General features: G+C 37.8%; 28 protein-coding genes and 1 other annotated feature. Of the genes, 16 read left to right on the forward strand and 12 right to left on the reverse strand.

The annotated features are described in order from the left end of the window. Positions 1-494: 494 nt before the first annotated feature. The 6 genes from AC5WOE_RS18705 to AC5WOE_RS18730 all read left to right on the forward strand — a co-directional run bounded on the left by AC5WOE_RS18705 (position 495) and on the right by AC5WOE_RS18730 (position 3,498). Complete coding sequence (locus tag AC5WOE_RS18705; protein WP_496051407.1) at positions 495-1,214, forward strand: asparagine synthase-related protein; 720 nt, start codon at positions 495-497, stop codon at positions 1,212-1,214. Further along, a complete protein-coding gene (locus tag AC5WOE_RS18710; RefSeq protein ID WP_496051406.1) occupies positions 1,195-1,440 on the forward strand; it encodes a PqqD family protein in 246 nt (81 codons plus the stop codon). Before AC5WOE_RS18705 ends, AC5WOE_RS18710 begins: the two co-directional genes overlap by 20 nt. Beyond that, entirely contained in the window at positions 1,428-1,697 is a 270-nt protein-coding gene (locus AC5WOE_RS18715) for a hypothetical protein (RefSeq protein WP_496051413.1), read from the forward strand. Before AC5WOE_RS18710 ends, AC5WOE_RS18715 begins: the two co-directional genes overlap by 13 nt. Further along, complete coding sequence (locus AC5WOE_RS18720) at positions 1,615-1,797, forward strand: lasso peptide biosynthesis B2 protein (protein WP_496053253.1); 183 nt, start codon at positions 1,615-1,617, stop codon at positions 1,795-1,797. Before AC5WOE_RS18715 ends, AC5WOE_RS18720 begins: the two co-directional genes overlap by 83 nt. A gap of 122 nt (positions 1,798-1,919) precedes the next feature. Beyond that, positions 1,920-2,423, forward strand: a complete 504-nt coding sequence (locus AC5WOE_RS18725; RefSeq protein WP_496051405.1) for a GNAT family N-acetyltransferase — start codon at positions 1,920-1,922, stop codon at positions 2,421-2,423. 361 nt (positions 2,424-2,784) lie between these two features. Then, positions 2,785-3,498 (forward strand): alpha/beta fold hydrolase, encoded by a 714-nt coding sequence (locus tag AC5WOE_RS18730; protein WP_496051404.1) that lies wholly within the window; start codon positions 2,785-2,787, stop codon positions 3,496-3,498. A gap of 108 nt (positions 3,499-3,606) precedes the next feature. Here AC5WOE_RS18730 and AC5WOE_RS18735 read toward each other — a convergent pair whose 3' ends face one another. After that, entirely contained in the window at positions 3,607-4,083 is a 477-nt protein-coding gene (locus AC5WOE_RS18735) for a GNAT family N-acetyltransferase (RefSeq protein ID WP_496051403.1), read from the reverse strand. A gap of 244 nt (positions 4,084-4,327) precedes the next feature. Here AC5WOE_RS18735 and AC5WOE_RS18740 point away from each other — a divergent pair, with 244 nt between their 5' ends. Beyond that, positions 4,328-4,918, forward strand: coding sequence for a TetR/AcrR family transcriptional regulator (locus tag AC5WOE_RS18740; protein ID WP_496051402.1), 591 nt, complete (start codon positions 4,328-4,330; stop codon positions 4,916-4,918). A 78-nt stretch (positions 4,919-4,996) separates the two neighbouring features. After that, positions 4,997-5,710, forward strand: a complete 714-nt coding sequence (locus tag AC5WOE_RS18745; protein ID WP_496051401.1) for an MBL fold metallo-hydrolase — start codon at positions 4,997-4,999, stop codon at positions 5,708-5,710. Between the two features lie 117 nt (positions 5,711-5,827). On the opposite strand, the gene AC5WOE_RS18750 is transcribed toward AC5WOE_RS18745, so the two are convergent. Further along, on the reverse strand, positions 5,828-6,283 hold the full coding sequence (locus AC5WOE_RS18750; protein WP_496051400.1) for an SRPBCC family protein: 456 nt from the start codon (positions 6,281-6,283) through the stop codon (positions 5,828-5,830). A 256-nt stretch (positions 6,284-6,539) separates the two neighbouring features. Then, positions 6,540-7,001: a DinB family protein gene (locus AC5WOE_RS18755; protein ID WP_496051411.1), complete on the reverse strand. Its 462-nt coding sequence runs from the start codon at positions 6,999-7,001 to the stop codon at positions 6,540-6,542. 185 nt (positions 7,002-7,186) lie between these two features. Between AC5WOE_RS18755 and AC5WOE_RS18760 the strand changes: the two genes are divergently transcribed. Beyond that, positions 7,187-8,098, forward strand: a complete 912-nt coding sequence (locus AC5WOE_RS18760) for a LysR family transcriptional regulator (RefSeq protein ID WP_496051399.1) — start codon at positions 7,187-7,189, stop codon at positions 8,096-8,098. Between the two features lie 203 nt (positions 8,099-8,301). After that, positions 8,302-9,027, forward strand: a complete 726-nt coding sequence (locus AC5WOE_RS18765; protein ID WP_496051398.1) for a hypothetical protein — start codon at positions 8,302-8,304, stop codon at positions 9,025-9,027. Positions 9,028-9,266: 239 nt separating this feature from the next. Here AC5WOE_RS18765 and thrS read toward each other — a convergent pair whose 3' ends face one another. From thrS to mqnC, 4 genes are all read right to left on the reverse strand, one after another. Next, positions 9,267-11,195: a threonine--tRNA ligase gene (gene thrS / locus AC5WOE_RS18770; RefSeq protein ID WP_496053226.1), complete on the reverse strand. Its 1,929-nt coding sequence runs from the start codon at positions 11,193-11,195 to the stop codon at positions 9,267-9,269. Positions 11,196-11,231: 36 nt separating this feature from the next. Then, positions 11,232-11,458 (reverse strand) — a binding site (T-box leader). A gap of 33 nt (positions 11,459-11,491) precedes the next feature. After that, positions 11,492-12,376 carry a sporulation protein YtxC gene (gene ytxC / locus AC5WOE_RS18775; protein ID WP_496051396.1) on the reverse strand — a complete coding sequence of 295 codons (885 nt, stop codon included), beginning with the start codon at positions 12,374-12,376 and terminating at the stop codon, positions 11,492-11,494. 236 nt (positions 12,377-12,612) lie between these two features. Then, positions 12,613-13,218 (reverse strand): metal-dependent hydrolase, encoded by a 606-nt coding sequence (locus AC5WOE_RS18780; protein ID WP_496051395.1) that lies wholly within the window; start codon positions 13,216-13,218, stop codon positions 12,613-12,615. 444 nt (positions 13,219-13,662) lie between these two features. Continuing rightward, positions 13,663-14,775 carry a cyclic dehypoxanthinyl futalosine synthase gene (mqnC, locus tag AC5WOE_RS18785; protein WP_496051394.1) on the reverse strand — a complete coding sequence of 371 codons (1,113 nt, stop codon included), beginning with the start codon at positions 14,773-14,775 and terminating at the stop codon, positions 13,663-13,665. A 128-nt stretch (positions 14,776-14,903) separates the two neighbouring features. Here mqnC and AC5WOE_RS18790 point away from each other — a divergent pair, with 128 nt between their 5' ends. The 4 genes from AC5WOE_RS18790 to AC5WOE_RS18805 all read left to right on the forward strand — a co-directional run bounded on the left by AC5WOE_RS18790 (position 14,904) and on the right by AC5WOE_RS18805 (position 18,139). Further along, positions 14,904-15,683 carry an ABC transporter ATP-binding protein gene (locus AC5WOE_RS18790; protein ID WP_496053254.1) on the forward strand — a complete coding sequence of 260 codons (780 nt, stop codon included), beginning with the start codon at positions 14,904-14,906 and terminating at the stop codon, positions 15,681-15,683. Between the two features lie 68 nt (positions 15,684-15,751). Continuing rightward, entirely contained in the window at positions 15,752-16,465 is a 714-nt protein-coding gene (locus tag AC5WOE_RS18795) for a response regulator transcription factor (RefSeq protein ID WP_496051393.1), read from the forward strand. Continuing rightward, complete coding sequence (locus AC5WOE_RS18800; protein ID WP_496053227.1) at positions 16,462-17,538, forward strand: sensor histidine kinase; 1,077 nt, start codon at positions 16,462-16,464, stop codon at positions 17,536-17,538. The genes AC5WOE_RS18795 and AC5WOE_RS18800 overlap by 4 nt, the downstream gene beginning before the upstream one ends. 70 nt (positions 17,539-17,608) lie before the next feature. Then, positions 17,609-18,139, forward strand: coding sequence for a DM13 domain-containing protein (locus AC5WOE_RS18805; RefSeq protein WP_496053228.1), 531 nt, complete (start codon positions 17,609-17,611; stop codon positions 18,137-18,139). Positions 18,140-18,261: 122 nt separating this feature from the next. Here the strand turns inward: AC5WOE_RS18805 and AC5WOE_RS18810 are convergent, their stop codons facing one another. From AC5WOE_RS18810 to AC5WOE_RS18825, 4 genes are all read right to left on the reverse strand, one after another. Further along, positions 18,262-19,800: a DHA2 family efflux MFS transporter permease subunit gene (locus tag AC5WOE_RS18810; RefSeq protein ID WP_496053229.1), complete on the reverse strand. Its 1,539-nt coding sequence runs from the start codon at positions 19,798-19,800 to the stop codon at positions 18,262-18,264. Positions 19,801-19,832: 32 nt separating this feature from the next. After that, a complete protein-coding gene (locus AC5WOE_RS18815) occupies positions 19,833-20,468 on the reverse strand; it encodes an HlyD family secretion protein (RefSeq protein WP_496051389.1) in 636 nt (211 codons plus the stop codon). After that, complete coding sequence (locus tag AC5WOE_RS18820; RefSeq protein WP_496053230.1) at positions 20,465-20,914, reverse strand: MarR family winged helix-turn-helix transcriptional regulator; 450 nt, start codon at positions 20,912-20,914, stop codon at positions 20,465-20,467. Before AC5WOE_RS18820 ends, AC5WOE_RS18815 begins: the two co-directional genes overlap by 4 nt. A gap of 346 nt (positions 20,915-21,260) precedes the next feature. Continuing rightward, positions 21,261-21,881 (reverse strand): NUDIX domain-containing protein, encoded by a 621-nt coding sequence (locus AC5WOE_RS18825; RefSeq protein WP_496053231.1) that lies wholly within the window; start codon positions 21,879-21,881, stop codon positions 21,261-21,263. Positions 21,882-22,226: 345 nt separating this feature from the next. On the opposite strand from AC5WOE_RS18825, the gene AC5WOE_RS18830 reads away from it, so the two are divergent. Next, positions 22,227-23,363 (forward strand): conserved virulence factor C family protein, encoded by a 1,137-nt coding sequence (locus AC5WOE_RS18830; RefSeq protein WP_496053232.1) that lies wholly within the window; start codon positions 22,227-22,229, stop codon positions 23,361-23,363. A gap of 37 nt (positions 23,364-23,400) precedes the next feature. Here AC5WOE_RS18830 and AC5WOE_RS18835 read toward each other — a convergent pair whose 3' ends face one another. Continuing rightward, the gene (locus AC5WOE_RS18835) at positions 23,401-24,231 is read right to left on the reverse strand and encodes an undecaprenyl-diphosphate phosphatase (RefSeq protein ID WP_496051385.1); all 831 of its coding nucleotides are present in this window, start codon (positions 24,229-24,231) and stop codon (positions 23,401-23,403) included. Between the two features lie 444 nt (positions 24,232-24,675). Here AC5WOE_RS18835 and AC5WOE_RS18840 point away from each other — a divergent pair, with 444 nt between their 5' ends. Then, positions 24,676-25,338, forward strand: a complete 663-nt coding sequence (locus AC5WOE_RS18840) for a potassium channel family protein (protein WP_496051384.1) — start codon at positions 24,676-24,678, stop codon at positions 25,336-25,338.

Raw genomic sequence — 25,338 nt, forward strand, 5'->3', positions numbered from 1 at the left:
CTACTCATTACGAATTTAGAGATGAATTATTAGCAATAATCGCAGATTTAAGCACTTGTTTTTCTAAAACGGGAAGTCATGAGATATATCACCAATATACAAAAAAACTACATCAATTATTTATACAAAGGGGGGATAAAGATGTTGTCTGGTGATCCAGCAGATTGAAAAGGTAATGATTATATCTCGTACTCCCAAGCCCTTCAACACAAAATCGCTTTCTACCTTAATTAAATCGTAGGAAGCGTTTATTTTTTAATTTAGGAGTTACTTATACCTGAAAATATCTCTTATGAAAATAATAAAATATCATTTTCATAATTTACCACAAAATTGGATTCTCCTCATCAAAATCACTATATTTTATGAAAATAAAATAAATAAATATAATTTTTATAACTTACTGAATATTTATTGTTTCCATCTTATAAATAAGCTAAAATACTTGAAAGAAATGAAGTTTCTGGAAATCCATTTTTCGATAGGAGAATGAAATGAGAAGTGTAGACGAAGCTTTTCAAATGGTAGATCGTGACTCATTTGTACGAAGAGCAGATGGGAGTATCGTTATTCAAAGTACAGCAAATATAGCCATTAAAAGAGGTTTAGAATTGCTAGATATTCAAGAAGGACACCTTGTACTAGAAGTCGGAACAGGTTCAGGATTTAGTACAGCACTTCTCTTGTATTTGGTAGGATCAAATGGTTCCGTTGTATCACTTGATATTGAATCGGAACTAACCAATCTAGGAAGTTGGTTTGACCTATGGGATACAGCTAAAACTTGCCGAATTACCTATCAAATAGGAAAATCCCTAGGAAAAACAATACATTTTCCTTTTCTTCATGATCCAGTAATTCAGTCATGTTTTTCCATTTTTGAATATGAGCGTATGAATCCTAATTGTTTAAAACCTCTAATAAAACAAGCTTTTCCTAATCTACCTACTATCCTTATTAATAGAAATACAAAAGGAGACTACACGACTGATGTATACCAAGGGTTCAAGAAAAACTATATCCAATTAAGAGAACGATTTCATCGGATGAACCTCGCTGATCTTGGAATTATTCATTTGGAACGATTTCACATAGCAATGGAAAAAATGAAAATGGGTCTTTATGTTCCACTTTGGGAATTTGATTTCACTATTGCCGTGGAAATGTGGTTACAACGATTAGAGGAGGAAGATGATGTTTCACTCACACATTAAAGTGAACGAAGTTGAGGGTACAACCATTTTACTAGACACAAAGGAAAATCAGTTCTTTGCACTAAATGAGACTGCAAAAGAAATAGTAGATTTACTTGAAAATAAGAAAACATGGGATGAAACGTGTAACCTCTTAGCAGAGAAATATGAAATAGATCAAGATCAATTAATACAAGATACGTCCATTTGGTTGCAAGAAATGAGGGAAATGGGATGGATAAAATAAAGGCATGGATGTATATTCTTATTGCTTGGATATTGACTCGCTTAAGGAATTTAGAATTTATTCAAGAAAAAATCTCCCAAATTAAAGAAAAAGGATATCCTGAAATGACAAAGGATGAAGCTGAGCAAATTTGGCAACTTATTCCAAAGAACAAAACGATTTTTCTTAATTCGAATCGCTTGTTTAGAAGAGTCATTAGCTTTTGTCCTTCTTGCTTCAAGTCAAAAGAAAAGAGTAGGTTGGTGTATAGGCGTTAAACTGTCACCGTTTCGTTCTCATGCATGGGTAGAAGTGAATGGAACACCTGTTAAAGAATCAAATGAAATTGAATCATATAAAAAGATATTAGTAATTTGATTACGGGGATCAAACGAATACTCTCTGACCTTAATATTTATTTTTTTCACCACATGACCTAACTAATTGTACAGTTTGTACTTGGAATCTTAATCTCTCTTTTAAAAGATTGGAGAGTAGCAATGAAAAAACTAACCCTAGACCTAGACAATTATAGTAGTTCAATCAACTACAAATCTAATTGCAAAGCTGTTGCTTTTTTTCTATTATCGGATGTACCTAACACCCCAGAAAACCAATTTAAGCTCTACGAATTAGTTAAGGAAGGCGTTGTAGGAGACCCAGGGCAAAATGAGGAATTTGAGTCATTTGATCAATTCATAAACAAAATCTATTACCGTTGTTACTGGGATCAAAGAGAAAGTCAATTCATCGCAGCAATAGACAATAATTGGATCCGTCTTAGCAGTATTACTTTAGACAGAGATAAAAAACTCGCAGACTGCGGGCTCACTGTTGTAAAGGAAGCATTCAGAGGAAACGGAATTGCTTCTATGTTAAAGAAAAAAACAATAGACTATGCAAAAAAACAGGGAATCCAAAAAATGATTACTTGTGTTCATGAGGAAAATTATCCAATGTTAACGGTTAATCAAAGGTTTGGATTTCATGAAATAATAAAGTAGATTTTGTTGTTATCCTCTTTATTATCTATGATTGTTTATATAGAGCCTGTTGCATTATCAACGTAAAATCGCAGATGTGGGTGAGTGGAGCGTCCTTTGTGTTTTTCAACAACAACAGACGCGGAAAACACACACATCAAGCTACTTTATCCAGCGTTCAATTTTATTTATGCAACAACCTCTATATACTCATTTTCTACTACTCTTTTATTACATAAATTGAACTCGGAAAATAAATACATAACTCATCTACATTATTATAAAATATATTCGATAAGAACTATATGTCGGCATTTTTATTATGTTAATATTAAGATAATACTAGATATTATTTTTTTAATATAAGGAGATGCTGTCACCTATGAGTACCTATGTATTGGTTCATGGCACTAGTCACACAGGAGAATGTTGGAATCAAGTCATTCATCATCTTGAACAGCAGGGACATGATGCTTACGCACCAACGGTTGGAGGCAATGAACCTCATGGAAATAAGTATATTACGTATGATGAAGCAATAGAGTATGTTGTTTCTTATATTAAAAAACGAAATTTACATAATATCATTTTATTGGGACACAGTTTGGGCGGAACACATATTCAACAAATAGCACAAAAAATTCCTGATCGAATAAAACGTCTGATCTTTTTAGGGGGAGTAGTATCCCTTCATGAAAAATCTGTTGCGGAAAGTCTTGATGGTGTAGTCGATCTTGGAGCATTACTCCCTGATGCCGTGCTTGGAGAACCGGTTGAAATACAATTTCCAATTTGGCGAGATGTTTTTATCAATGATGGAGATTTAGACACTGCAAAAAAAGCATATGAAACATTAACATCCAACCCGACCACTCTTTTCATCGAAGAACTAGATCTTTCAAAATTTTATTCATTAGATATACCCAAAACTTACTTACATGGTTCTATAGATACCGTAGTTAATTTTCGTGCATATGAAAAAATGGCTGGAAGACTTGGTCTTCATCGTTTTATTCAATATGACGGCAGTCATGAAGCTATGTTCACCATACCAAAAGAACTAGCAGAAAAAATTATTTTAGCTGGGCAAGACTAAAAGTACAAGCAGCTATGCAACAAGAGAACCATACCCTTGTCGCATTTTATGATGTAAATAAGAAAAGTCAAGGGGAGAATCAGCAATGGTTACTGGTTTTACGTTTGATTAAAAATAAGAAGGAGGATTTATGATATCTAGATTTAAGTTGTCTGATAAATAAACCATACACACGCTATCTTTATACCTTTGTTTCGACTCTGGTAACTCTACAAAACCTAATCTCTTGTAAAAGAGTGTATCAATATCACTGTAAAGAATAATAGGCTTATTCTCCTGTTTCTGTAATTCATTCACTGCTTTTTTAACTAATAACGAAGCATACCCCTTTCTTCTATCACTCATGGGTGTTGCTATTGATCCGATCCCAAAAACATTTCTATCAACCACATTGTATATAATTAAAGAACTTATCAGCTTATTTTCTTTATTCTCAAGTACATACCATATGCCTTTTTTATATTTTTTGGAGTGGAAACAGTTATATAAATACTGATCTTCAGACAAGTTATCTCCCCACACATCATAACCCATTTGAAATATTTCTTTCATTTCTACCTTTTTAGCTTTTCTCCATATGCACAAGGTAATATCTCCTTATTATTCTTAAATAAAATCATTTGCTTATTATCATGATTATATCTATCCCTCTAGCAAAATACACTTCTTCGTTCGGTTGCGGTTCTAGGCAATGTAGATATATTTTCTCCTAAAATACTTGCAGTAGGTACATTCTATACAGAAAAAAGATTGTATTTCCTTATAAGTTAATGAAACGTCCCCTTGTCGCAGATTGACAATTATTTTTTAGTACTGTATAGTTCTAATCATGAATAAACTAACTAATCATGATCATGTGATTCAAGTGGCGGCTGAATTGTTTCGTAACCATGGTCTCTCATCTACATCGATGGATGACGTGGTCAAACAAAGCGGTGTATCAAAATCCAATATTTATTATCATTTTAAGAGCAAAGATGAGCTGACACTTTCTGTTTTAGAAGCATACATCTCCAACTTGGAAGCATCTTTCCAAAAACAATTCGTCGAAAGCAGCAGATCGTTGATCGAAAAAATAAAGCATTACACAGATGTGCTGATAGAAGAACTAGCGGATCGGAGCTGTATTGGAGGATGTCCGCTCATTTCGCTCATGGTGGAAGCTGGCAGAACGAATAATCAAGTTCAGGTACGACTTGAGATGTTTTTTGAACAGCAAGTTGATCATTTTTCTCAACTCATTCAACAAGGAGTGGAACAAGGAGAAATACGCAGCGACCTTCCAGCAAATATGCTCGCTTCCATCTTTAGTTCATGGCTGGAAGGAATGTTAATGCTTATCAGCATCAAAAGAAATACCTATTCATTTCAAAAAGAGCGCGATACATTATTGAAAATGTTGCAGCCAACTGCATCTTAATTGTTATGATCTTTTTTTTGACTTCGACTAGTACTGTTCAGTACTAAAAATTTTTGTTAACTATTTGGAGGGCTCTGCATGGAAAAAATTCAAAATCATATTTATCGCATCACAGGATTAGTTATGGGAAATGTTTATGTCATTGAGGCTTCTGATGGTCTCACGCTTGTTGATACAAGCAAACCCAATTCGGTAGCTCAAATCAAAAAGAGTCTTCAACGCAGCGGCTATCAATTAAGTGACATTAAACGGATTCTTATTACACATGCTCATTGGGATCATATTGGCAGTCTCGCAGAATTACAAACAATTACAAATGCGAAAGTGTATGCTCATCATCGCTATGAGAGCGAGGTGATTCGGGGAGAGAAAATGCCTCTCTACCCCTCTTATTCTCAACTGAGAGGATTTGATCGATTCGTATATAAGTATTGGCTTAAACCTATGCTTTTCGATCCTGTACCCGTACATGTTGAACTTACAGAAGGGGATCGTTTAGATGAAGTACTTCCTGGTTTAGAAGTGATTGATTTACCTGGGCACAGTCCAGGACAATGCGGTTTTTGGTTAGAGGAGCAGCGAATATTGTTCGGCGGAGATATTCTTATGAACTTACCCTCCAATCGTCTAACATTACCCTTAATCGCAGCTACTCCAGATGTAGCAGCAGCTAAACAATCCGTTCGCAAAATAGATAATATGAATGTAGAAACACTTTGTCTGGGGCATGGTAAACCAATTATTAGAAATGCTGCTGCAAAGATCCGTAAGTTTGTTAACCATCTTAACTAGTACACCTAGTGACGTAGAATTAGTCTTCTGCGTTACTTTTTGGTTAAATTTTAAAATAAAATCCCAAATGAAAAAAGACATAAAACTCGATGGTTTAAGCGTTCCCTTATCAACAATCTACGTGGAAATCAGGGGCAATGTTTTTCCTGTTTCCAGCAGGCTTTTCAAATTGCTAAGAATAGCAGGCCATCCATTGTTAAATCCCTCAAAAGTATCTTCTTCCTCAACGAAATCAGTCGGTAATAGATTCTCATGGTTGAGTGTCAATTTTACAATGGAATCCATTAGCTGCAATTTAAATGTAACTTGAGATGGCTTTTCACGGTTCGTTTTGTCACTAGTATTAATCCATGTATAGGACAGGATGTGATGCGGTTCATATTTTCGTATTATGCCATGATCGGTAACTTGTCCATTTCTCAAATAATGAATAACAGAACCTTCTTGCCAATTTGATTCAACTTTCGTGCCGAAAAAGTATTTTTCAGTAATATCACTGCTTGTCAATGATTCCCACAGTTTTTCTTCTGTAGTTGCAATATAAGTCACATAAACGAATTTAAGTTCCGACATATATTATTTTTCTCCCTCAGGACACTTTTTTAGAGCAATTTAACATTCCCAATCTACAATTTTTATACTCTTAGGCTATTCCCATCATTCACCTCATGCTTGACTGTTATACTTTATTAGAAACTGTCCAACACTTGTATCTTATTATTTTCTTCTCTATAAGTGGTTGAATTAAAAAGCAAGATAGATCATTGAACCATAACAAAAGCGACAAGGAACCCATACCCTTGTCGTTTTTGAGATAGCAGACATATTATTAAATCAATTTCATCTGGCTTGAAATGGTTCCAAGGTGAATGGATTCGTGCATCAGAGCGAAGTTGAACAGCTCACCTGAGGTATTAAATTGGAATGGTCCCATTTCAAACGGCGATTGCAGATTTTTATCTAGCAATTCGGGTGTCAGCTCTGAGAGACGGGAAAGCTGATCCACCAATAACTGGGTCAGTTCTTCTTTCGACGGTGCATCTATCACCCAATCTGCTGGCTTCGTCCCAGAGTTAAATAGTGTCTCATATTTATCTGGAATAACAGAAGATGATCCGAAGGATAGAGTGGAGTATTTATCCATCCAAAAAATAATGTGACCTACATTCCAGCGGATAGTATTATTGAAACCTTCTGGTTGAATATCTAACTGAGTTTCTGAAATACCCTGTAGTTGTCCTATAAGAATCTGACGCAAAACTTTTCCTGTATTTATGATTGATTGTGCCATCATGAAACGCCTCCTGATAAGTTGTTTTTGTGTTTCGTTTACCTATCTAAAGTGTACATTGCTCGCCACAAAGCAACCATCACGAGATTCCGATGCAATTGATCAGTTTTAGTAATGATAAAAAAATTGTTTCATTTCAGGTTATAATGAAAAGAATGATTGCTAATAAGAAGGGACATTGAAGGATGGAACTTAGACAACTAGAATATTTCGCTGCAGTATGTAAGGAGATGCATTTCTCAAGAGCAGCCGAGAACCTCTGCACGACACAATCGAATCTGAGTCAACAGATCAAGTTTTTGGAGAACGAACTGGGTCTTCCTCTATTTGATCGTATTGGCAGGCGAATCGCGCTAACAGATGCGGGTAAGATTGTGTTAGAGCAGTGTCAAATCATCTTTGAACGCGTTGACTATATGAAAAGGGCAGTAACAGATCTTAAACAAATGGAAGGCGGCAAATTGGACATTGGAATTCTTCCTGGTGATGGAGACTTACTATTTGATGCACTATTGGTCGACTTCCACCATGCATATCCCAAGCTCTCCATAAGTGTTACAGAAACGATGGATGTTTATGAACAAGTTGTCGACGGGACAAGAGATCTTGGAGTTACTACTGCACCTATAAACCCGGATGACCGAATCGCTGTCATCCCTTTGTTCCATGAGGAGTTTGCGTTGGCCATTCAATCGGATCACCCCATCGCGAAATCAAAGGCTCTCCCTTTCGAACAATTACAGCAACTTAAGATGGTGATGTTTGGTTCTGAACACCAGATTACAAAAGTCATTCATTCTTGCTGCCAAGAAAAAGGCATTACGATAGACAACCCAATCGTAACCTCTACGTTATCAACACTTCTGACCTTAATCGAACAAGGGGTAGGCGCCTCCATTCTTCCACGGATGCTGCTTGATTATCTGGACCGAGATAGTATCTCAGCGATAACGTTGATCCATCCTACACCTAGTCAAGATATCTGCATCATCTATCGGAAAGATAAGTTTATGGGACAAGCAGCAAAATTGTTTATTGAGGAATTAAAGTCTTTTGTTCAAAGCGTGATGGAGCAAACTACTCGAAAGTTGGGGTAACAAAGGAGATGAATGCTCCATCAGGAATAACACCCATAATTTAAATTTATATAAAGCAGACCGTCTTCGCGGCCTGTTCTATCTTTGAATACAACAAACCTCCTACATCTGCTCAAATATTAAATAATTACTATTTTAATCAGTAAGAAAAGATAATATTTGATATCATGAATGTTGGAATTTTTATTAGGAGGGTTGTTTTTATGGTACAAACATTTTTAAATTGGATACAAACAATTTTAGATAAGATATATCCAATTGTAGATAAAGCACATCCAATGTTAAATTGGTTAACAAAAAGAGATTGGACAGACTGGAACATGTGGATGGCTGTCGGTCAAATGATTGGTGCGCTCGCAACCTTTTTGACTGCTCGAATAGCTTTGAAGCTGGTACGTGAAGCAAAACAACAAGAAAAAGACATAAGACGAAGAGAAAGAGAGGCATTAGAAGTAGATTTATATCCTAGAATTTCTATTAAGGAGAATGATAATGGAAAAAAAATTGTTCATTGTACCCTAGTAAATATAAAACCGACTCCTGCGTATATTGATGATTTTGTCTTTATCAATGTGAATCAAATACCAGAAATTGAGCCACATTCCTACGAAATAATAGAGACAGAAGCGCCAAAAAGAGTAGTCTATGGAGATGTGTGTATGACACAAGTCCCCCTGAATTACTTAAAACGCATGATAGGAGAAAACAATCGAGAGGAAGGTTTTTTCAAATTTCAATTTTCTCTCGCCACTGGTAGAAGTTATACATTTAGTGTTTATATAAAAATGGGAAATGTTCAATCTGAATGGTTTGTTTATTTGAAAAACGAAGATGTAACGGTGGAGGAAATATTACAGTCTGGAACCCATATACACTATGTACATAACAGAATCGTAAATATGAACCGGCACGGTGACAATGTCAGTTAGACCTCTATCCATATGGCTTTGCTTCACCAACTAAAAAGCATAATCGGTAGGAAGCAAAGCCAAAAATCCATTTCAGCCAATTAATTGGCTGAAAAATAACCCCTTATTTCTTCAAATACTATATCTATTGAACTAACATAATTCCTATGAATTTGATTAATGTATAAAAGTTAAATTTACATAAATACGTTACTTCCAACAAAAAAAGCAACAGGCTTATATCACCTGTTGCTTTCCCATTATACTCTTTCCTTGATTTCTTGTTTCAACCGATTCTTCAATTCTTCTAATCCTTCTACACTTTGCTCTTTGGAGTGACGACGTCTCACATTTACCAAACCTGCTTCTCGTTCTTTCTCCCCTACTACAAACATGTAAGGAACTTTCTCCATTTCCGCTTGGCGGATTTTGTATCCGAGTTTTTCATCTCGATCATCCAAATTCACACGAATACCTGCATCTTTTAGCTGTTTTGTCACTTCTTCTGCGTAATCGATGTAATTTGCAGATACAGGAAGTACTTTCGCTTGTACAGGAGATAGCCAGAGTGGGAAGTCTCCCATGTGATACTCCGTCAAAAATGCGACAAAACGTTCCATTGTACCAACTACACCACGGTGAATGACAACTGGGCGATGTGCTTGTCCGTCTTTTCCGATGTATTCCAATTCAAATTTATTTGGGAGGTGGAAGTCCAATTGTACAGTAGATAGCGTCTCATCTTTCCCTAATGCTGTTTGGACTTGGACATCGAGTTTTGGCCCATAAAATGCCGCTTCTCCCTCTGCCTCCACATATGGCAAGCCCATTTCATCCATCGTTTCTTTTAACATCGATTGGGATACATTCCACATCTCATCGTTATCGATATATTTTTCTTTATTTTTTGGATCACGATAAGACAGACGGAAGAAGTAGTCTTTGATCCCAAACACACGATATACTTCAAGGATCAATTCCACTACTCGTTTGAACTCGGATTTGATCTGTTCTGGTAAGCAGAAAATATGTGCATCATTTAAGGTCATCGAGCGCACACGTTGCAATCCTGAAAGAGCTCCTGACATTTCATAGCGGTGCATGGTACCCAGTTCTGCGACACGAAGCGGCAGGTTGCGATAGCTTCGCATTTCGCTTTTATAGACCATCATATGGTGTGGACAGTTCATCGGACGCAATACCAATTCTTCGTTATCAATTTTCATCGCTGGATACATATCTTCTTGATAATGATCCCAGTGCCCGGAAATTTTATATAGTTCTACATTCGCTAAATGAGGGGTGTACACATGGTCATATCCAAGACTTTCTTCTAAGTCAACGATATACCGCTCGATCTCCCGGCGGATTTTCGCTCCATTTGGCAACCAAAGCGGCAAGCCTTGGCCGACTTCTGGAACAAGTGAAAAAATGCCAAGTTGACTATTTAATTTGCGGTGATCCCGTCGTTTTGCATCTTCCAAACGTTCGAGATAGGCATCTAATTCGGATTGTTTCTCCCATGCGGTTCCATAAATTCGTTGCAGCATTTGATTATCGGAGCTTCCTCTCCAGTAAGCACCCGCAATACTGAGCAATTTAAATGCTTTCAGCCGTCCTGTAGAAGGAACATGCGGTCCACGACAGAGGTCAAAAAACTCCCCTTGTTCATAGATGGTAATCTCCGCATCTTCTGGTAAATCGCGAATCAACTCTAGCTTGAGATGATCATGAATCTCCTCATACTTGCGATTTGCTTCTTCCCTTGATACTACTTTCCGCACAAATGGAAAGTTTTCTTTTACAATCTTTTTCATTTCTGCTTCTATTTTGGGTAAGTCTTCAGGAGTTAAATTCTGAGACAGATCAATATCATAGTAAAATCCATCTTCAATGACTGGTCCAATTCCCAATTTTACATCTGGATACAAACGCCTTAACGCTTGTGCCATCAAATGAACGGTACTATGACGATATACGTCCAATCCTTCTTTATCGTCCAAAGTTAATATTTTCACATCTGCTCCATCTGGTACTTCTCTGCTTAAATCTACTACTTGACCATCGATCATACCAGCGATCGCTTTTTTTTGTAGACCTTTACTAATAGAAACAGCAACGTCATTTACCGTAACTTTTTCTTCATACGTTTTTTCTGATCCGTCAGGCAATTTAACCAACATCTGCATTTCACTCCTCTTCAACATAAAAAAACGCCGCATCCCAAAAGGGACGAGCGTTTGATCTCGTGGTTCCACCCTAATTCAACTTATCCAAAAATAAGTCCTCATAAGACACATGTAACGGTGTGTAACCGGAGATAGATACTCTATTTTCCCTATCCCAGCTCCAAGGTGGTACTGTTTTATCAAGTGGGTGAAGGGGTTTTCAGCCGACGGCCCCTCTCTCTTATCACCATTGACAAAAAGCATATCCTTATCAACGCAAAATCAAAAAGTTGTTTGCATTATACCGAATGTTTTAATCACAAGTCAAGCGTTTCCACTGTACCACAGGAAGTACAACCATTACATTTCACTATTCGAGACTCAAAAATTTGCGATAAGGTATGAATAATGTTTTCCTCAGGAAATTTGGTATGCAAAATAATCTTTTCTGGTGCAATTGTGAGCAGTGTACTGACAATTAAATCCTCATGTGAGAAAGAATGTTCTACAATCTCTTGCAAAGTTCCACCATCGTTTAATTGCAAAGGTTTGCCCTGCTCATCAAGTAGCTCAAATTGTTTCACACCCCGATGCATGAGATGCACCAGATCGATCTTGGAACCTTGAACCGAGACAAAATATTTCAAGAGGGAAATAAAATCTTGATATTCTTGATCCAATAAAAATTGGTCTACTGCGTCATGGACACACTTGGCTAAAGCTTTACGATAGTGCTCAAGTCGAAAGTGAACATATCCATCGATAGCCAGCAATTTTGATTCGCGAAGAAAATGGAAAATCGGCTTCCCTAAACGGTCCGAGCGTTTGTTATAAGGAGTCCGGAAATAAGTATGTGTGTTTTTTTGAAATAGTCGATTGGTATGTACTTTAATTTGCTCTATTTCTCGGTCGTAGTATTGCGGATAATGTTTTTGGATTGCATCTTCGATTAAATTTTCTTCAAAATATGTACAGATGTACCGTGCTATTTCTTCACTGATCGCCCGTCTTATTTCTCTCTCTTGTGATCTCCGTTTTAACTTACATTGAATGGTGTAAAAATAACGGTCTGAAATACTAACTTCTTGTATTTCACAAAGCACATCTAATTTTTCCATTCTTTGAGGTAACTGCATGAGATGATGAAACAAACCAGTCGTTTGATAAGCATTTGCTTGAGGTATGCTGATGGTAAAATCCATCTTCGCACCCCTTTCTGTCTGGTGTATCCTGCTTTAGTATATGGGAAACATTTAGCAGGTATACATCGGTTAAGAAAACTTGCCGGTTGGCAAGCCTTTCAAGGCGCAGACAGAGCTTAGTTGCACTTATGTACCTCAGACTAGAGCACAAGTCTCACTACGTCGCTATGCTCCTAGTCTCGCTTTGCAGAAAAGATAAAATTATACTTCTTTATCTACAAGCACTAAGATGCAAATCAACCAACCAGATACATTTTACCTAGTAAATAAACATAACCAACACATGCAATAACTAAAGTGGCACGGCCTAGTACTTTATCCGTTTCCCTTCCAGTACGTACTTTTAATCCAATCTGTTTCATGCCAATTTTTTTGGGATATGGCCATAAAAATGGCACTCCTGCTACTGTAAATGCATCTGCGAGCAAATGCGAAAAGTATCCAGCGGCTACAGCGTACAGATAATCCGGCAATGCTAGATGAATAACCCATAAGACATATGCCATCCCAACAAAAGAGTGCGTTACGCTTCGATGCGGAACATACGCAACCCCTGCGCAATAAATTCCAGACAATAGTACCCACAAAGGCAAGTGTGCAAAATACCAAAATAGACAGATCAATACGCCCACACTCGCTAGTGCTAATGACCTCCATTTGCGATTAAGCGAAGAAAATAGCCATTTGTTAATCTTGCTTCCATCTTCATCGATATCCGGTAACATCGATGCCATCGTTGCGATTGCTACGGTTAAGGTTAAATTCAAAAAGTTATTACTGGTGACAAATCCAACTGCTACTCCAGTTGCTAAGCCAACTCTAAGATGTGTTTTCCCCTGCATGATGCCATTCCTTTTATGTATAATTTATGAACTATTCTTATGATAGTACACTTTTCTTAAAGATAAAAGCTCAAGTATTATGAATAAACTATCGGCTTTAAAAATGGGATTGGTCAGAAGAAGATCAATTAGAAAAAGGTAGATATATTTGGCTCGTGACAAGTTATCTCGCGAACGAATTTTAACATAGAATTGATCAATGAGATTACAAGTTTTCCATAAGTAAACTTGGTGCTCATCTCCAAGTAAATGCCATGAAAAATAGAAATAGAGGTGATGGTTTCCCATCACCTCTTCTTTATACTATTCACATCTGTGAAATACATTCGGGAGGCGACGGCTGGCTGCCGTCGCCTGTTCTATCTTTTCCGAAGACGATATATAGTAATTTCAAACTAAAAAAGACCTCTTGGAGAGTAGCTATCCAAGAGGTAAGATATAGATTTAATTTTGCATAACAAAATCTTTATCCACTTGCTCTGTGCCATCAAATACATGCAAAGTCTCGTAGCGTGTATTGCGCTGTGCTGGAATTTTTCCAGCTTCTCGAATCAGTTGCAAACAGAGGTTTATATTTACTTTATAGGTAGTACCCGCAGCGGACACAACATTTTCTTCCATCATCGTACTTCCAAAATCGTTACATCCATACTGCAAAGAGAGCTTTCCGATCTCAGGACCCATCGTTACCCAAGAAGATTGGAAATTAGGTACATTATCAAGCATCAGACGCGCAATAGCGACTGCTTTTAAGTATTCTCTCGGAGAGAGTTTTTCTCGCTTCATATTGGTGTTATCTGGTTGGAATGTCCAGACGATAAACGCAAGAAATCCTTTGGTTTCATCTTGTGCTTCTCGAATCCGCAAGAGGTGAAGCACACGCTCTTCGATACTTTCTCCAAAACCAATTACCATCGTTGCGGTAGTCTTCATTCCCACTCGATGAGCGGTCTGCATCACATCCATCCAATCGCGCCACGAGCCTTTTAATCTGCTGATTTTGCGACGTGTCCTGTCATCTAATATTTCTGCTCCACCACCTGGCAAAGAATCCAATCCTGCGGCGTGAAGTTCTCGAATGACTTCTTCCAATGGCAATCCAGATACTTCTTGCATCTTCATGATCTCAGCAGGCGAGAAAGAGTGCATGGTGATATCAGGAAAGTGTTGCTTAATTTTCTTGAGTAAATCCGTATAGTAAGAAAAAGGCAGATTTGGATTTGTTCCACCTTGCATTAAGATTTCTGTCCCACCGACGTCTTGTGTCTCTTTTATTTTTTGTAAAATCGTTTCATCTGGAAGCACATAACCCTCATCCGAGTCCGGAGAACGATAAAAAGCACAAAAACGACAGTAAGTGTCGCACACATTGGTATAGTTTATATTTCTACCCACTACAAATGTAGTTATTGGTTCAGGATGCAGCTTTTCCATTACTTCATTTGCAGCTGCCCCTATTTTTTCTACTTCATCACTTTCCCATAAGGCAATTCCATCTTCTAGACTGAGTCGTTCGCCATTTCGTACACGGTTTAGTATATTGTCAATGCTCAACATAAACACTCCCAAGCCTTTCTTTGTAAGTGATTCTTTTTCATTTTAGCATAAGGAACCATAAAATAATTGACAATGATTCTCATTATTGATAGGTTTTTATTGGAACATCATGTAGGGAGGCGACCACGATTCCGCTTTATACCGAAAACATCTCTGTCCAATACCAAAGCAATTTAGTAGTCGATCAATTAAATTTACACATTCCGATAGAAAAAATCACTGCTATCATCGGGGCAAATGGATGTGGCAAATCTACCATATTGAAAACTTTGGCTCGTATTTTAGAACCTACTACTGGTGCAGTTTTTTTAGACGGAAAACAAATTCACAAAGAACCTACAAAACAAATAGCCAAACAATTAGCCATTCTTCCTCAGCTTCCAGAGGCTCCAGAGGGCACCACCGTCAAAGAATTGGTTTCATTTGGCAGATTTCCCCACCGTAAAGGATTTGGATATCTGAGTAAACACGATCAACAAATAATAGAAGACACACTGCACAAAACACATTTGATCGATTTTAAAGATAAACCCATACATCAATTATCTGGAGGCCAGAGACAACGCGCTTGGATCGCAATGGCTATCACCCAAGAAACACCTTATCTCTTACTAGATGAGCCAACCACTTATCTGGATATCGCTCACCAATTAGAAGTACTCTCCTTAATTCAACAATTAAATAGAGAAGAAAAACGAACGATCATCATGGTAGTACATGATCTCAATCATGCAGCACGCTATGCTGACCACATCGTCGCAGTACAGAAAGGAAAAATTTATACGGAAGGCAATCCTTCTGATGTACTTACACACGAAATGTTAAAAGATGTCTTCCAAGTAAAAGCAAATATCATCATAGAACCTCATACTGGATTACCAACTTGTATTCCATATGAGAAAATATAAAAAGTGGCGAAGTTTATCTTGCCGCTTTTTTTATAACATTTTTTAAACTTGTGAAGGGGTTATTCTAAATGCAAGAAAAGATATTACTGATAGAAGATGAAGCTAGTATTTCAGAAGTATGCAAGCGGTACTTAGAGCGAGATGGTTACATCGTTCGAACTGCTGAAAATGGAATCGAAGGCTACCATTTATTTGAAGAAGATCAACCCGATTTGGTAATTCTTGATCTGATGCTACCACAAAAAGACGGTTGGAAAATATGTGAAGAAATTCGTCAAAATTCCGATATCCCGATTATTATGTTAACAGCACTCGGTGCAGAACGAGATCGAATTTTAGGTTTAACCCTTGGAGCGGATGATTATATAACCAAACCATTTTCCCCCAGAGAACTAGTCTTGCGCGTACAAATCATTTTACGACGTATGCGAAATACAAATACGGTAACAAGTCCTAATGAAAACGGTTTACTGGAATTTGGAGATTTAAAAATTAATCCTATTACCAGAAGTGTTTATACCAATGAAGAATCTGTAGAATTGACCGTTAAAGAGTTTGAAGTCCTTCATTTAATGGCACGACACCCCAAACAAGTTTTTTCTCGAATGCAATTATTGGATTTGATTTGGGGATATCATCATGAATCTGATGCCAATGTTGTCACTGTACTCGTAAGTCGTCTCAGAGAAAAACTTGAAGGAAAAAAAATCAAATCGAAATGGATTCAAACCGTATGGGGAATTGGTTATCGATTTGCCCCTAATGGAGGAGATGATTCATGAAGTTACGTGATCAATTACTTTTAATCAATTTATCTAGTCATGTTATTTTGGTCGCTGCTTTGTTAATCAGTTATCATCAAATGTTGTTAACCTTTCAACAAACTCAGATTTTAACGATTATCTGTCTCGGAGCAGCGATTTTATCCATGCTGGTGTACTGGCTCATGACTTTGCCAATTATCCAATCTATTCAGAATGTCATGTTAGTAACCAAACAGATCGGACAAAAGAATTTCCAAGTGAACCAGTCTGTCATTAATGGGCCGAAAGAATTCAAAGAATTAGGGGTAGCTGTACATCAAATGGGGATTGAGCTGGCAGCCAATTTCAAAAAATTAGAAGATGGAGAACTCGCTCGAAAAGAATTAATCGCTAATGTCTCTCATGATTTAAGAACCCCTATTACGGCAATCCAATCTATGTTAGAAGCATTACAAGATGATGTAATCGAAGACAATGAGACTCAAAAAAGATACATTAAAACGAGTCTACACGAAATAAACCAATTGAATAGTTTAGTTCAAGACTTATTTGAATTATCTAAGTTAGAAGCAAATCATACTCGTTATCAACCTCAACTAACCCATTTTGATTCTATCTTGCTTGAAGTTCTAGAAGCACATTCGATTCATTTAAAAGATAAGAAGATAAACTTACAAATAACATTACCGGATGATTTACCTCCTGTATGGGTAATGCCAACAAAAATTGCGAGAGTGGTTAGCAATCTTTTACAAAATGCCGTCCGTCATTCTCCTGTATGTGGAATGATTGAACTGATCGCAAAGAATGAAGGAAATCAATTGAGGGTAATACTCCGTGACGAAGGAAAAGGAATTGATCCCAAAGATCAACTGCGAATTTTTGAGCGTTTTTTCCGTGTAGATCATTCTCGGAATAAAGAATCAGGAGGGGCTGGTTTAGGTTTGGCTATTGCTAAATCATTGATTGAATTGCATAAGGGGACAATAGGTGTTCGGAATCGTTTGGATCAAAAAACTGGGAGTGAATTTTGGTTTACCTTTCCTTTGCATCCCTTAAATAATGAGGAAGAAAATGAAATAGTTTTGTAATCATTTTTTTATCGTTTTGATAGGGCTTCTTTGTACGATGGCAAGGTCAAGAAACAAGGAGGGACCTATCATGAAACAAAAATCTATATTTATTGGTGTTGGAGTTGTTGTTTTACTTGTTATTGCATGGGCGGTGTTTAGACCTGAAACAGCATTAGTAGATAAAAAGGTAAATGAACCAGCACCACAGCAACAGATGATGAATAAAAACGAAATGATGCAAAATATGAGTAGTGAGAAAGACATGGCAAATAGGAAAATGGAAAATTCACTTTCCAAAGGTATGTTTCAAAACGGGGCTCATGATACGTCTGGTATGGCAACTATTTACGAGTTAGAAAATGGCAAAAAAGTTCTACGGTTAAGTAATTTTAGTACTTCTAACGGACCGGATGTTCATGTCCTACTCGTGCCAAATCGTAATGTAATGAAAGATAGTGATGTAATGATTGATAAAGCAGTTGATCTAGGGTCTATTAAGGGAAATATGGGGAATCAAAACTATGATATTCCTGCAAATGTGGATGTGAGTAAGTATCATACTGTTACTATTTGGTGTAAAAGGTTTCATGTAAACTTCGGATCTGCTCCACTATCCTAGTAGACCCTGCTGCATTATTCGTCTCAAAAGCGCAGATGCGAGTGGGTAAAGCGTCCTTTGCGTTTTCAACAACCTACACAAAGTCATGAAAAAAAAGTGGTGGGAAAATTCCCACCACTTTTTTATTTCGTTACTGTTCCTTCTTTTTTTACTTCCTCTTTTTTCCCGATAAAGATAGAGATGACGAGGGCGAATAAAGCTAGCCACATCGAAACATAAAACACATCATCCATAGCTTGAACCATAGAATGGACCTGGATTTGACCGGATATATATGCAAGTGCAGATGCCTTTGCTTGTGCGACACTCTGTCCTAAGCCCATATATATATTTTGAACCTGCCCTACGATTCCTTGGGAAATCCCAGAAAAAATATTATATTGGTCAGTATAGGTTGCTGCATGAATCAATTGTTGATTGGACAATAACAAGGTAGCCCATGCAATTCCAAATGAAGAGGCAATTTGTCGTACTGCATTACTGAGCGCAGTAGCTTGAGCCACCATGTGATTAGGAACTGCATTCATACCTGCTGTGGAAATAGGCATCATCACTAATGAAATGCCAATACCACGTAAAATCAGCCAAACGGTAAGTGTGGAAAAGGATGTGTTTGCATCCAATTGGGTGGTCAAATGTAAGGAATAGGCAGTAATTCCCATTCCGATTATCGCTAACCACCGTGCTCCAATTTTATCAAACAACATACCGGCAACTGGCATCATCAAACCTGTAATTAATGCTTGAGGCAGAAGCAAAAGTCCCGTCTGTAATGCTGTTAAACCAGCAATATTCTGTAGAAAGATCGGAATTATAAACAAAGGTACAAACAAGATAACACTTGTGAGACTTGTAATGATCTGCGAAATGGTAAACACAGGAATTTTTAATAGTTTTAAATTCAACATCGGATCTTTCTTTACCCATTCTATTACGATAAAAATAAGTAAGGAAACTGTTCCAATTCCAACAAAGAAGAACACTTCATCATTGGACCAACCTTTTTCCGGAACCAAACCAATACCATACAACAGAGTGGAAAAACCGATGGTAGAAGTGATAAAACCAGTCACATCAAACTTTTGCTCTGTATGGTGTTCCAATTCTTTAAAACTAATGATAGCAATCAAGATGGCTACTACCCCAATTGGTACATTGATAAAAAAGATCAAGCGCCAATCTAGGTATTCAATGATATATCCACTTAATGTTGGACCGATTGCTGGTGCAAACATGATGGAAATTCCAAACAATCCCATTACCTGCCCTCTTTTTTCTCGAGGGAACAAACGGAATAGCATCGCTTGTGATACTGGCATAAGAGCTCCTCCGCCTAAAGCCTGAATAATTCGGAAGATGATCATCGACTCATTGCTCCATGCCAATCCACAAAGTAAAGACCCAAGTGTAAATACAGTAAGGGAGAATATAAAAATTTTCTTAAAGCCAAAGCGTTCTGTTACATATCCTGTGACGGGAATAATCGTGCCCACAACGAGTGTATAGGCAGTAATAACCCATTGAATCTCTTTCGTATCTACACTGAATACAGCCATCATCTTAGGTATTGCAACATTAACGATACTTGTATCCAGAATCGCCATAAATACGGCGATAATAGATACTGCGAGAACTAAGCGCCTGCTCTGACCTTCTGGCATCGCCCCTCCTCCTTCCTTCTTTTATTGCTGCCTTATTTGCTGATTTTTACTGTTGCATTTAATCCAGGAACCAATTTATCTTCACTGTCCAAAGAAATCTTAACAGGTATCTTTTGTACTACTTTTGTGTAGTTTCCGCTAGAATTACTACTTGGAAGCATAGAGAAGGTAGAAGAAGTTGCTTCACTAATTTCTTCCACTTTTCCGGAATACTCTGTTCCAGGGAAAGCATCTACTGTCACTTTTACATCAGAACCTACTTTTACATCTTGTATGTCTGTCTCTTCAATATTTGCGGTAATATACAATTGATTGAGTGGTGCCGTCATTGCTAAAGGCGTACCTGCTGAAACTACTTGCCCAACAGCCCCTTTACTTTGCAATACGGTGCCATCTGCTGGGGCTACGATTTGCACATTAGCTCCCGCTGGATCTGCTGATTGGATTACTGCAATTACATCGCCTTTTTTTACATCTTGATTATCTTTGATATTCCATTGTGTAACAGTACCCGTTGCGGTTGAAATAACGGTGCTAATATCTCCTTGAACTTTCGCGTCTTCTGTAGAAATGTAATTCATGGATTCATTGGTATAAAATAAAATCCCTGCTCCCGCAGCTATTACAATGAGTGCAACAAGCACGCTTGCAATGATGGAATTTTTCATCTGTTCTTTTCTCCTTCATGTAGCGTAATTTGTGAAGTTAACATTTTTTTCATGATCAACAAAAAAATCTCTTTTTCTGTGTCCGTTAAATTTTCCAATAACTGTTGGCATATTTTAGCCCGTTTTTGGCTTATTTGCTCAACGGTCTCTCTACCCTTTTTTGTCAAACTAACCCATACTACTCGTCTATCCTCTTTATCACGTATTCGCTCTACATGACCGCTTTTCTCCAAACTCTTGACAGCAAGTGAAGTAGCTCCTGATGTGGTACTGGTTTCATAGGATAAATCATTGACTGTTGCTTTATCTTTGCGATAAAGATACATCAGAAACCAATATTTCCCCGGAGAAAGATCCGTTTGAAGCGATATTTTACTAAATTGCTTTCCGAATAGCATGAAAACCTCATTCATTTCTAAAATAAATGAACGATGATTTTCAACCAATATATTCACCTCCAAATATTTAAGCTTGATAAAATCTTTACCATAAAAATATTACACCATATGAATTATTTATTCCAGTGAATATTATTTTTTTTGTGTCGAAAATACGAAATAACGCTCTATAGAATTCATTTATTTATTTTTTATATACTTTTCTATGTTAAACCGATACAGGTAAATTTAAGCAGAAGCCGACTAGGTAACCTCCTCCCCTAGATTTGTAGTGTATGGATTGTCATAATACATTTTAGAATTGAAAAACAGGTCTCCAAAGCGATTCCTATATAAAAGTAGCGGACCCTTGGAAGTTGTTGCATTTGCCAAGGGTCCAACCACAAAACCGGAGCTACCTCTGCCTACACCAGGCGGATAGCTTCCGCCAGTACCGTGTGAAGAACTTCCACCGTGAATTGGCGGACATCTGCTGTCGATACTGCTGGTAGAGCAGCAGGCTGAGTACCGATTTCATGGATGCTGATCCATATGATTCCAGCACTCCGAAGGATTTTTCGATTGGAGTAACGCTCGATTTGGTCTGCTCATTTTCTTCTTGAAGCCCACCGTACGCACCCTGAAATTTCTCCAAGGTACTAGGAGTTACCTCATAAATGAGAGCCTTCATCTCTACGCGTTCGTCGGAAGTACCTGAACTTGTGAGGTACGAATGCTTATGACCGACAGCCTCACCAAGATGAATCATTTTCCCAGGCGGCAACTCGACACCGGTCTCTTCTTTCCGTTCACGGTCGCCTGCTGATTCCGCTGTCTCACCGCGATCGATCATTCCAGACGGATTGGAGATGACTCGCTGTCCTGCTGGAACTCGAAGCTGGGAAACGTGAACGACGTATTCATGTCCCTCACATTTGAGAATCAACAATACATCTACCGTATCGCCTCGCAGGATTGCGATACCACCGAGCTTCCTCCCCTCGGAGTCGCAGGCTTCTGCCTTCAGCTGGATCATCTTGATCTCTTTGGGGCTGCCCCACTTGTAGACCGCTACAACCTTCACCCTTTGAAGTTCGATCTCTCGGCTGCTTGCAATCTTCCTCAACCATTGCAGGAAGAGGTGGGACTGTCGGATTTCTTCCTCGGTTTCTTCGACATCAGAACCGCGTACGAGTTGAAAGTCGTTCATCAGAAAGTCCTTTCGGATTGCGAACATTGGATTTCGATCTATATTATACAATATTGGTTTAATTATCAAAATAAAATAAATGATATTTTTCATCACTACTCATTGCGTTTGGCTTTTTATCTAGCAAAGGATACAATACTACTGAAAAGTATCCAACAAGGAAGTGTTATCATGAAGATCGTTTCCATTGAACCCACTCCGAGCCCAAATGTGATGAAGTGTAACCTAGATCAAGTTCTTCCGACTGGGACTCGACACGAATATACGAAAGCTACAAAAGATTATGCCCCCGACTACCTCCAAAAGATTTTGAATATAGATGGGATCACTAGCGTCTTTCAAGTACTTGATTTCCTCTCTATCGAACGGCATCCAAAAGCGGATTGGGAAAAGCTGCTTTCCCAAGTTCGAGAAATTTTTGGCGAAGAGCAAGTAGATAAGAACTCCTCATTAACAGCTGAATTAGATTCCTTTGGAGAAGTACAAGTGCTGATCCAAACGCTCAGGGGGATTCCTTATCAGATCAAATTGGTTCACCATAATACAGAAAACCGCTTTGCCTTACCTGATCGCTTTCAACAAACTGTACTGCAAATACAAGGGGTAACATCCAATGTAATCTTAGAAAGAAAGTGGATGGATCAAGGGGTTCGTTACGGAGAACCCGATGAAATCGGGAAGCAGCTTACTGCCGAATATGAGGCTATGTATCCAGATGGACGTTTACAACGTTTAATCAAACAAGCACTATCACCAAGAGCCGAACCTACTTTGCAAGAACAAAAAAAATCAGCAGCAGAAGTACGAACTGCCTTTCAGCAAAACAATTGGGAAACTCGTTATGCTGCATTGATGCTCTGGGAGCCGGCAACAGAGGAAATCGACATACTAGCAATGGCACTCGATGATTCGTCAGTGACTATACGCAGACAAGCTGTCGTTTTCTTAGGTTATATCGAAGGAAAGATCGTACTTCCCTATCTCTATAGAGCGATGAAAGATTCATCTGCCATCGTTCGTCGCACCGCAGGTGACACTATATCGGATATTGGTGATCCTGATGCAACCCTAGTGATGTGCGAAGCACTAAAAGACAAAAATAAGCTCGTCCGCTGGCGCGCAGCTCGTTTCTTATTTGAAGTTGGTGACGAAACGGCTATACCTGCCTTACAGTTGGCCATTAGTGATCCAGAATTCGAAGTGAAAATGCAAGCACAAATAGCATTGCAGCGCATTACCGAAGGAGAAGAAGCGAGTGGCACGGTTTGGCAGCAGATGACTCAATCCTATCGTTCGAAAGAAGACTAAAAAAACCCCGACGGGTTATGCCCGTCGGGGTTTCATTTTACAAAAATACAAAGTAGATAATTGCAGCCAATACAATTCGGTAAATTGCAAAGGGTACTAGTTTAATCTTATTGATCAACTTCAGAAAAAATCGAATGGAGATTAAGGCAAATACAAAAGCTGTAATAAATCCGGCAATAAAAAACGGCAGATCGTTCAAAGTGAAATATTGCCAGTGTTTCAACAATGAAATAGAACTTGCACCAAGCATGATCGGTACTGCCATAATAAAGGTAAAATCAGACGCAGCACGGTGACTTAAACCTAAAAGAACCCCACCGGAAATAGTTGATCCTGAACGAGAAAAACCGGGCCATAAGGATAAACACTGGAAAAAACCAATCGAAAGCGCTTGCTTATAAGTGATTTGATCAACGGTTTCTGCTTTTGGTGTTGCAGGACGTAAAAAATCAGCCAATAACATTAAAACAGCCCCAATCACCAAACCAACTACGACTGTGTTAATAGAAAATAAGTGTTCATCTATGTAATCTTCTAATAAAAATCCAAGTACACCTGCTGGCAATAATCCAACGATAACTTGTTTCAATTCCAATCGATTGCGACTATCAAGCGACTCGCGTGCCGCCTTAGTCAATCCTAATAGGTTGATAAATCGATCTTTAAAAACAATAATAACAGCCAAAATCGAACCTAACTGTATCACTACTTTAAACGTATTTGCTACTTCTGGTGAGAACAATTCTTTTGATTTTAGCAGCAAATCATCGACGATAATCATATGTCCTGTAGAAGAAACCGGTGCAAACTCTGTAAGACCTTCTACCATCCCCAAAATAAACCCGACAATAACATCCCATAAATTCATATCCTGCACCTCTTTATTCTTATCTTTCTACTAATCTCAGTATGTTTGGTAAATCAGAACCTTATTTTAAGAAAAACGGAAGAAAATTTAAGACTTTTTCCTTTTTCACGCTAGGGCTACTATTCCACTATCCAAAATGCTTCTTATGTAACTAATTCCAAAACATCAGCAAATATGTCAACCTTCTATCATTCTTTTTCGCTCTATGCAATTCTTAGCATCATGTAGTTCGTATATTAGAAGTTTCATAGTTGTTGGCCGTAACAAGAATATATGCTTATCGTACAATACAAAACGTTGTTTCGCAGCCTTTGTATTACCAAGTGTCATGGGAGCGACACAAATTTAAAATAAAGCCTTTGCTTATCGGGTAAAATTCCATATAATACATATAATTTGAACCGCTAAAAAAACTTACATTATAACTTAAAGGAGCTCTTCGTTTTGAAGAATAAGCAATTTGCTGTCTTTGGATTAGGAAGATTTGGTGGAAGTTTAGTAAAAGAACTACATAAAAATGGAATCGATGTACTCGCTGTCGATATCGACCAAGAAAAAGTAAACGAGTACGCCAAATACGCTGTCCAAACTGTCCAAGTCTCCAATCTTGATGAGACAACTTTAGAAATGCTTGATATCACAAGTTTTGATCATGTATTTGTGTCATTTGGCGACAACATAGAAGGAAGTGTATTACTCACATTGATGCTCAAAGAAATGGGTGTCAAAAAAGTTTGGGCTAAAGCTTCGAATGATAACCATCATCGAGTATTGACAAAAATCGGAGCAGATCAAGTTATTCATCCTGAAAGAGATATGGCAATAAAAATCGCCAATTATATAAGCTCTAAAAGCATCATTGATTATATCGAGTTGTCGGGTGAACATAGTATCGTAGAGATCATCGCATCACCCAAAATACACAACAAAACATTGCAGGATTTAGATATCCGAAATAAATATGGATGTAATATTATTGCCATCAAACGCGGTGGTGTGGTAAAAATATCGCTTGTGTCCAATGAACTGATTTTAAAAGACGATGTCTTAGTAGTAATAGGACGGAAAATTGCTATTAAACGTTTTGAAGAAGAAGAAGGAATTTAA

Source organism: Shimazuella sp. NTD248 (genome assembly GCF_059510395.1).

Excerpts from the sequence above, each read along its gene's own strand:
- AC5WOE_RS18705 (WP_496051407.1), top strand. The coding sequence starts at position 495 with ATGAGAAGTGTAGACGAAGCTTTTCAAATGGTAGATCGTGACTCATTT.
- AC5WOE_RS18710 (WP_496051406.1), top strand. The coding sequence starts at position 1,195 with ATGTTTCACTCACACATTAAAGTGAACGAAGTTGAGGGTACAACCATT.
- AC5WOE_RS18715 (WP_496051413.1), top strand. The coding sequence starts at position 1,428 with ATGGATAAAATAAAGGCATGGATGTATATTCTTATTGCTTGGATATTG.
- AC5WOE_RS18725 (WP_496051405.1), top strand. The coding sequence starts at position 1,920 with ATGAAAAAACTAACCCTAGACCTAGACAATTATAGTAGTTCAATCAAC.
- AC5WOE_RS18730 (WP_496051404.1), top strand. The coding sequence starts at position 2,785 with ATGAGTACCTATGTATTGGTTCATGGCACTAGTCACACAGGAGAATGT.
- AC5WOE_RS18740 (WP_496051402.1), top strand. The coding sequence starts at position 4,328 with ATGAATAAACTAACTAATCATGATCATGTGATTCAAGTGGCGGCTGAA.
- AC5WOE_RS18745 (WP_496051401.1), top strand. The coding sequence starts at position 4,997 with ATGGAAAAAATTCAAAATCATATTTATCGCATCACAGGATTAGTTATG.
- AC5WOE_RS18750 (WP_496051400.1), bottom strand. The coding sequence starts at position 6,283 with ATGTCGGAACTTAAATTCGTTTATGTGACTTATATTGCAACTACAGAA.
- AC5WOE_RS18755 (WP_496051411.1), bottom strand. The coding sequence starts at position 7,001 with ATGGCACAATCAATCATAAATACAGGAAAAGTTTTGCGTCAGATTCTT.
- AC5WOE_RS18760 (WP_496051399.1), top strand. The coding sequence starts at position 7,187 with ATGGAACTTAGACAACTAGAATATTTCGCTGCAGTATGTAAGGAGATG.
- AC5WOE_RS18765 (WP_496051398.1), top strand. The coding sequence starts at position 8,302 with ATGGTACAAACATTTTTAAATTGGATACAAACAATTTTAGATAAGATA.
- thrS (WP_496053226.1), bottom strand. The coding sequence starts at position 11,195 with ATGCAGATGTTGGTTAAATTGCCTGACGGATCAGAAAAAACGTATGAA.
- ytxC (WP_496051396.1), bottom strand. The coding sequence starts at position 12,376 with ATGGATTTTACCATCAGCATACCTCAAGCAAATGCTTATCAAACGACT.
- AC5WOE_RS18780 (WP_496051395.1), bottom strand. The coding sequence starts at position 13,218 with ATGCAGGGGAAAACACATCTTAGAGTTGGCTTAGCAACTGGAGTAGCA.
- mqnC (WP_496051394.1), bottom strand. The coding sequence starts at position 14,775 with ATGTTGAGCATTGACAATATACTAAACCGTGTACGAAATGGCGAACGA.
- AC5WOE_RS18795 (WP_496051393.1), top strand. The coding sequence starts at position 15,752 with ATGCAAGAAAAGATATTACTGATAGAAGATGAAGCTAGTATTTCAGAA.
- AC5WOE_RS18800 (WP_496053227.1), top strand. The coding sequence starts at position 16,462 with ATGAAGTTACGTGATCAATTACTTTTAATCAATTTATCTAGTCATGTT.
- AC5WOE_RS18805 (WP_496053228.1), top strand. The coding sequence starts at position 17,609 with ATGAAACAAAAATCTATATTTATTGGTGTTGGAGTTGTTGTTTTACTT.
- AC5WOE_RS18810 (WP_496053229.1), bottom strand. The coding sequence starts at position 19,800 with ATGCCAGAAGGTCAGAGCAGGCGCTTAGTTCTCGCAGTATCTATTATC.
- AC5WOE_RS18815 (WP_496051389.1), bottom strand. The coding sequence starts at position 20,468 with ATGAAAAATTCCATCATTGCAAGCGTGCTTGTTGCACTCATTGTAATA.
- AC5WOE_RS18825 (WP_496053231.1), bottom strand. The coding sequence starts at position 21,881 with ATGATCCAGCTGAAGGCAGAAGCCTGCGACTCCGAGGGGAGGAAGCTC.
- AC5WOE_RS18830 (WP_496053232.1), top strand. The coding sequence starts at position 22,227 with ATGAAGATCGTTTCCATTGAACCCACTCCGAGCCCAAATGTGATGAAG.
- AC5WOE_RS18835 (WP_496051385.1), bottom strand. The coding sequence starts at position 24,231 with ATGAATTTATGGGATGTTATTGTCGGGTTTATTTTGGGGATGGTAGAA.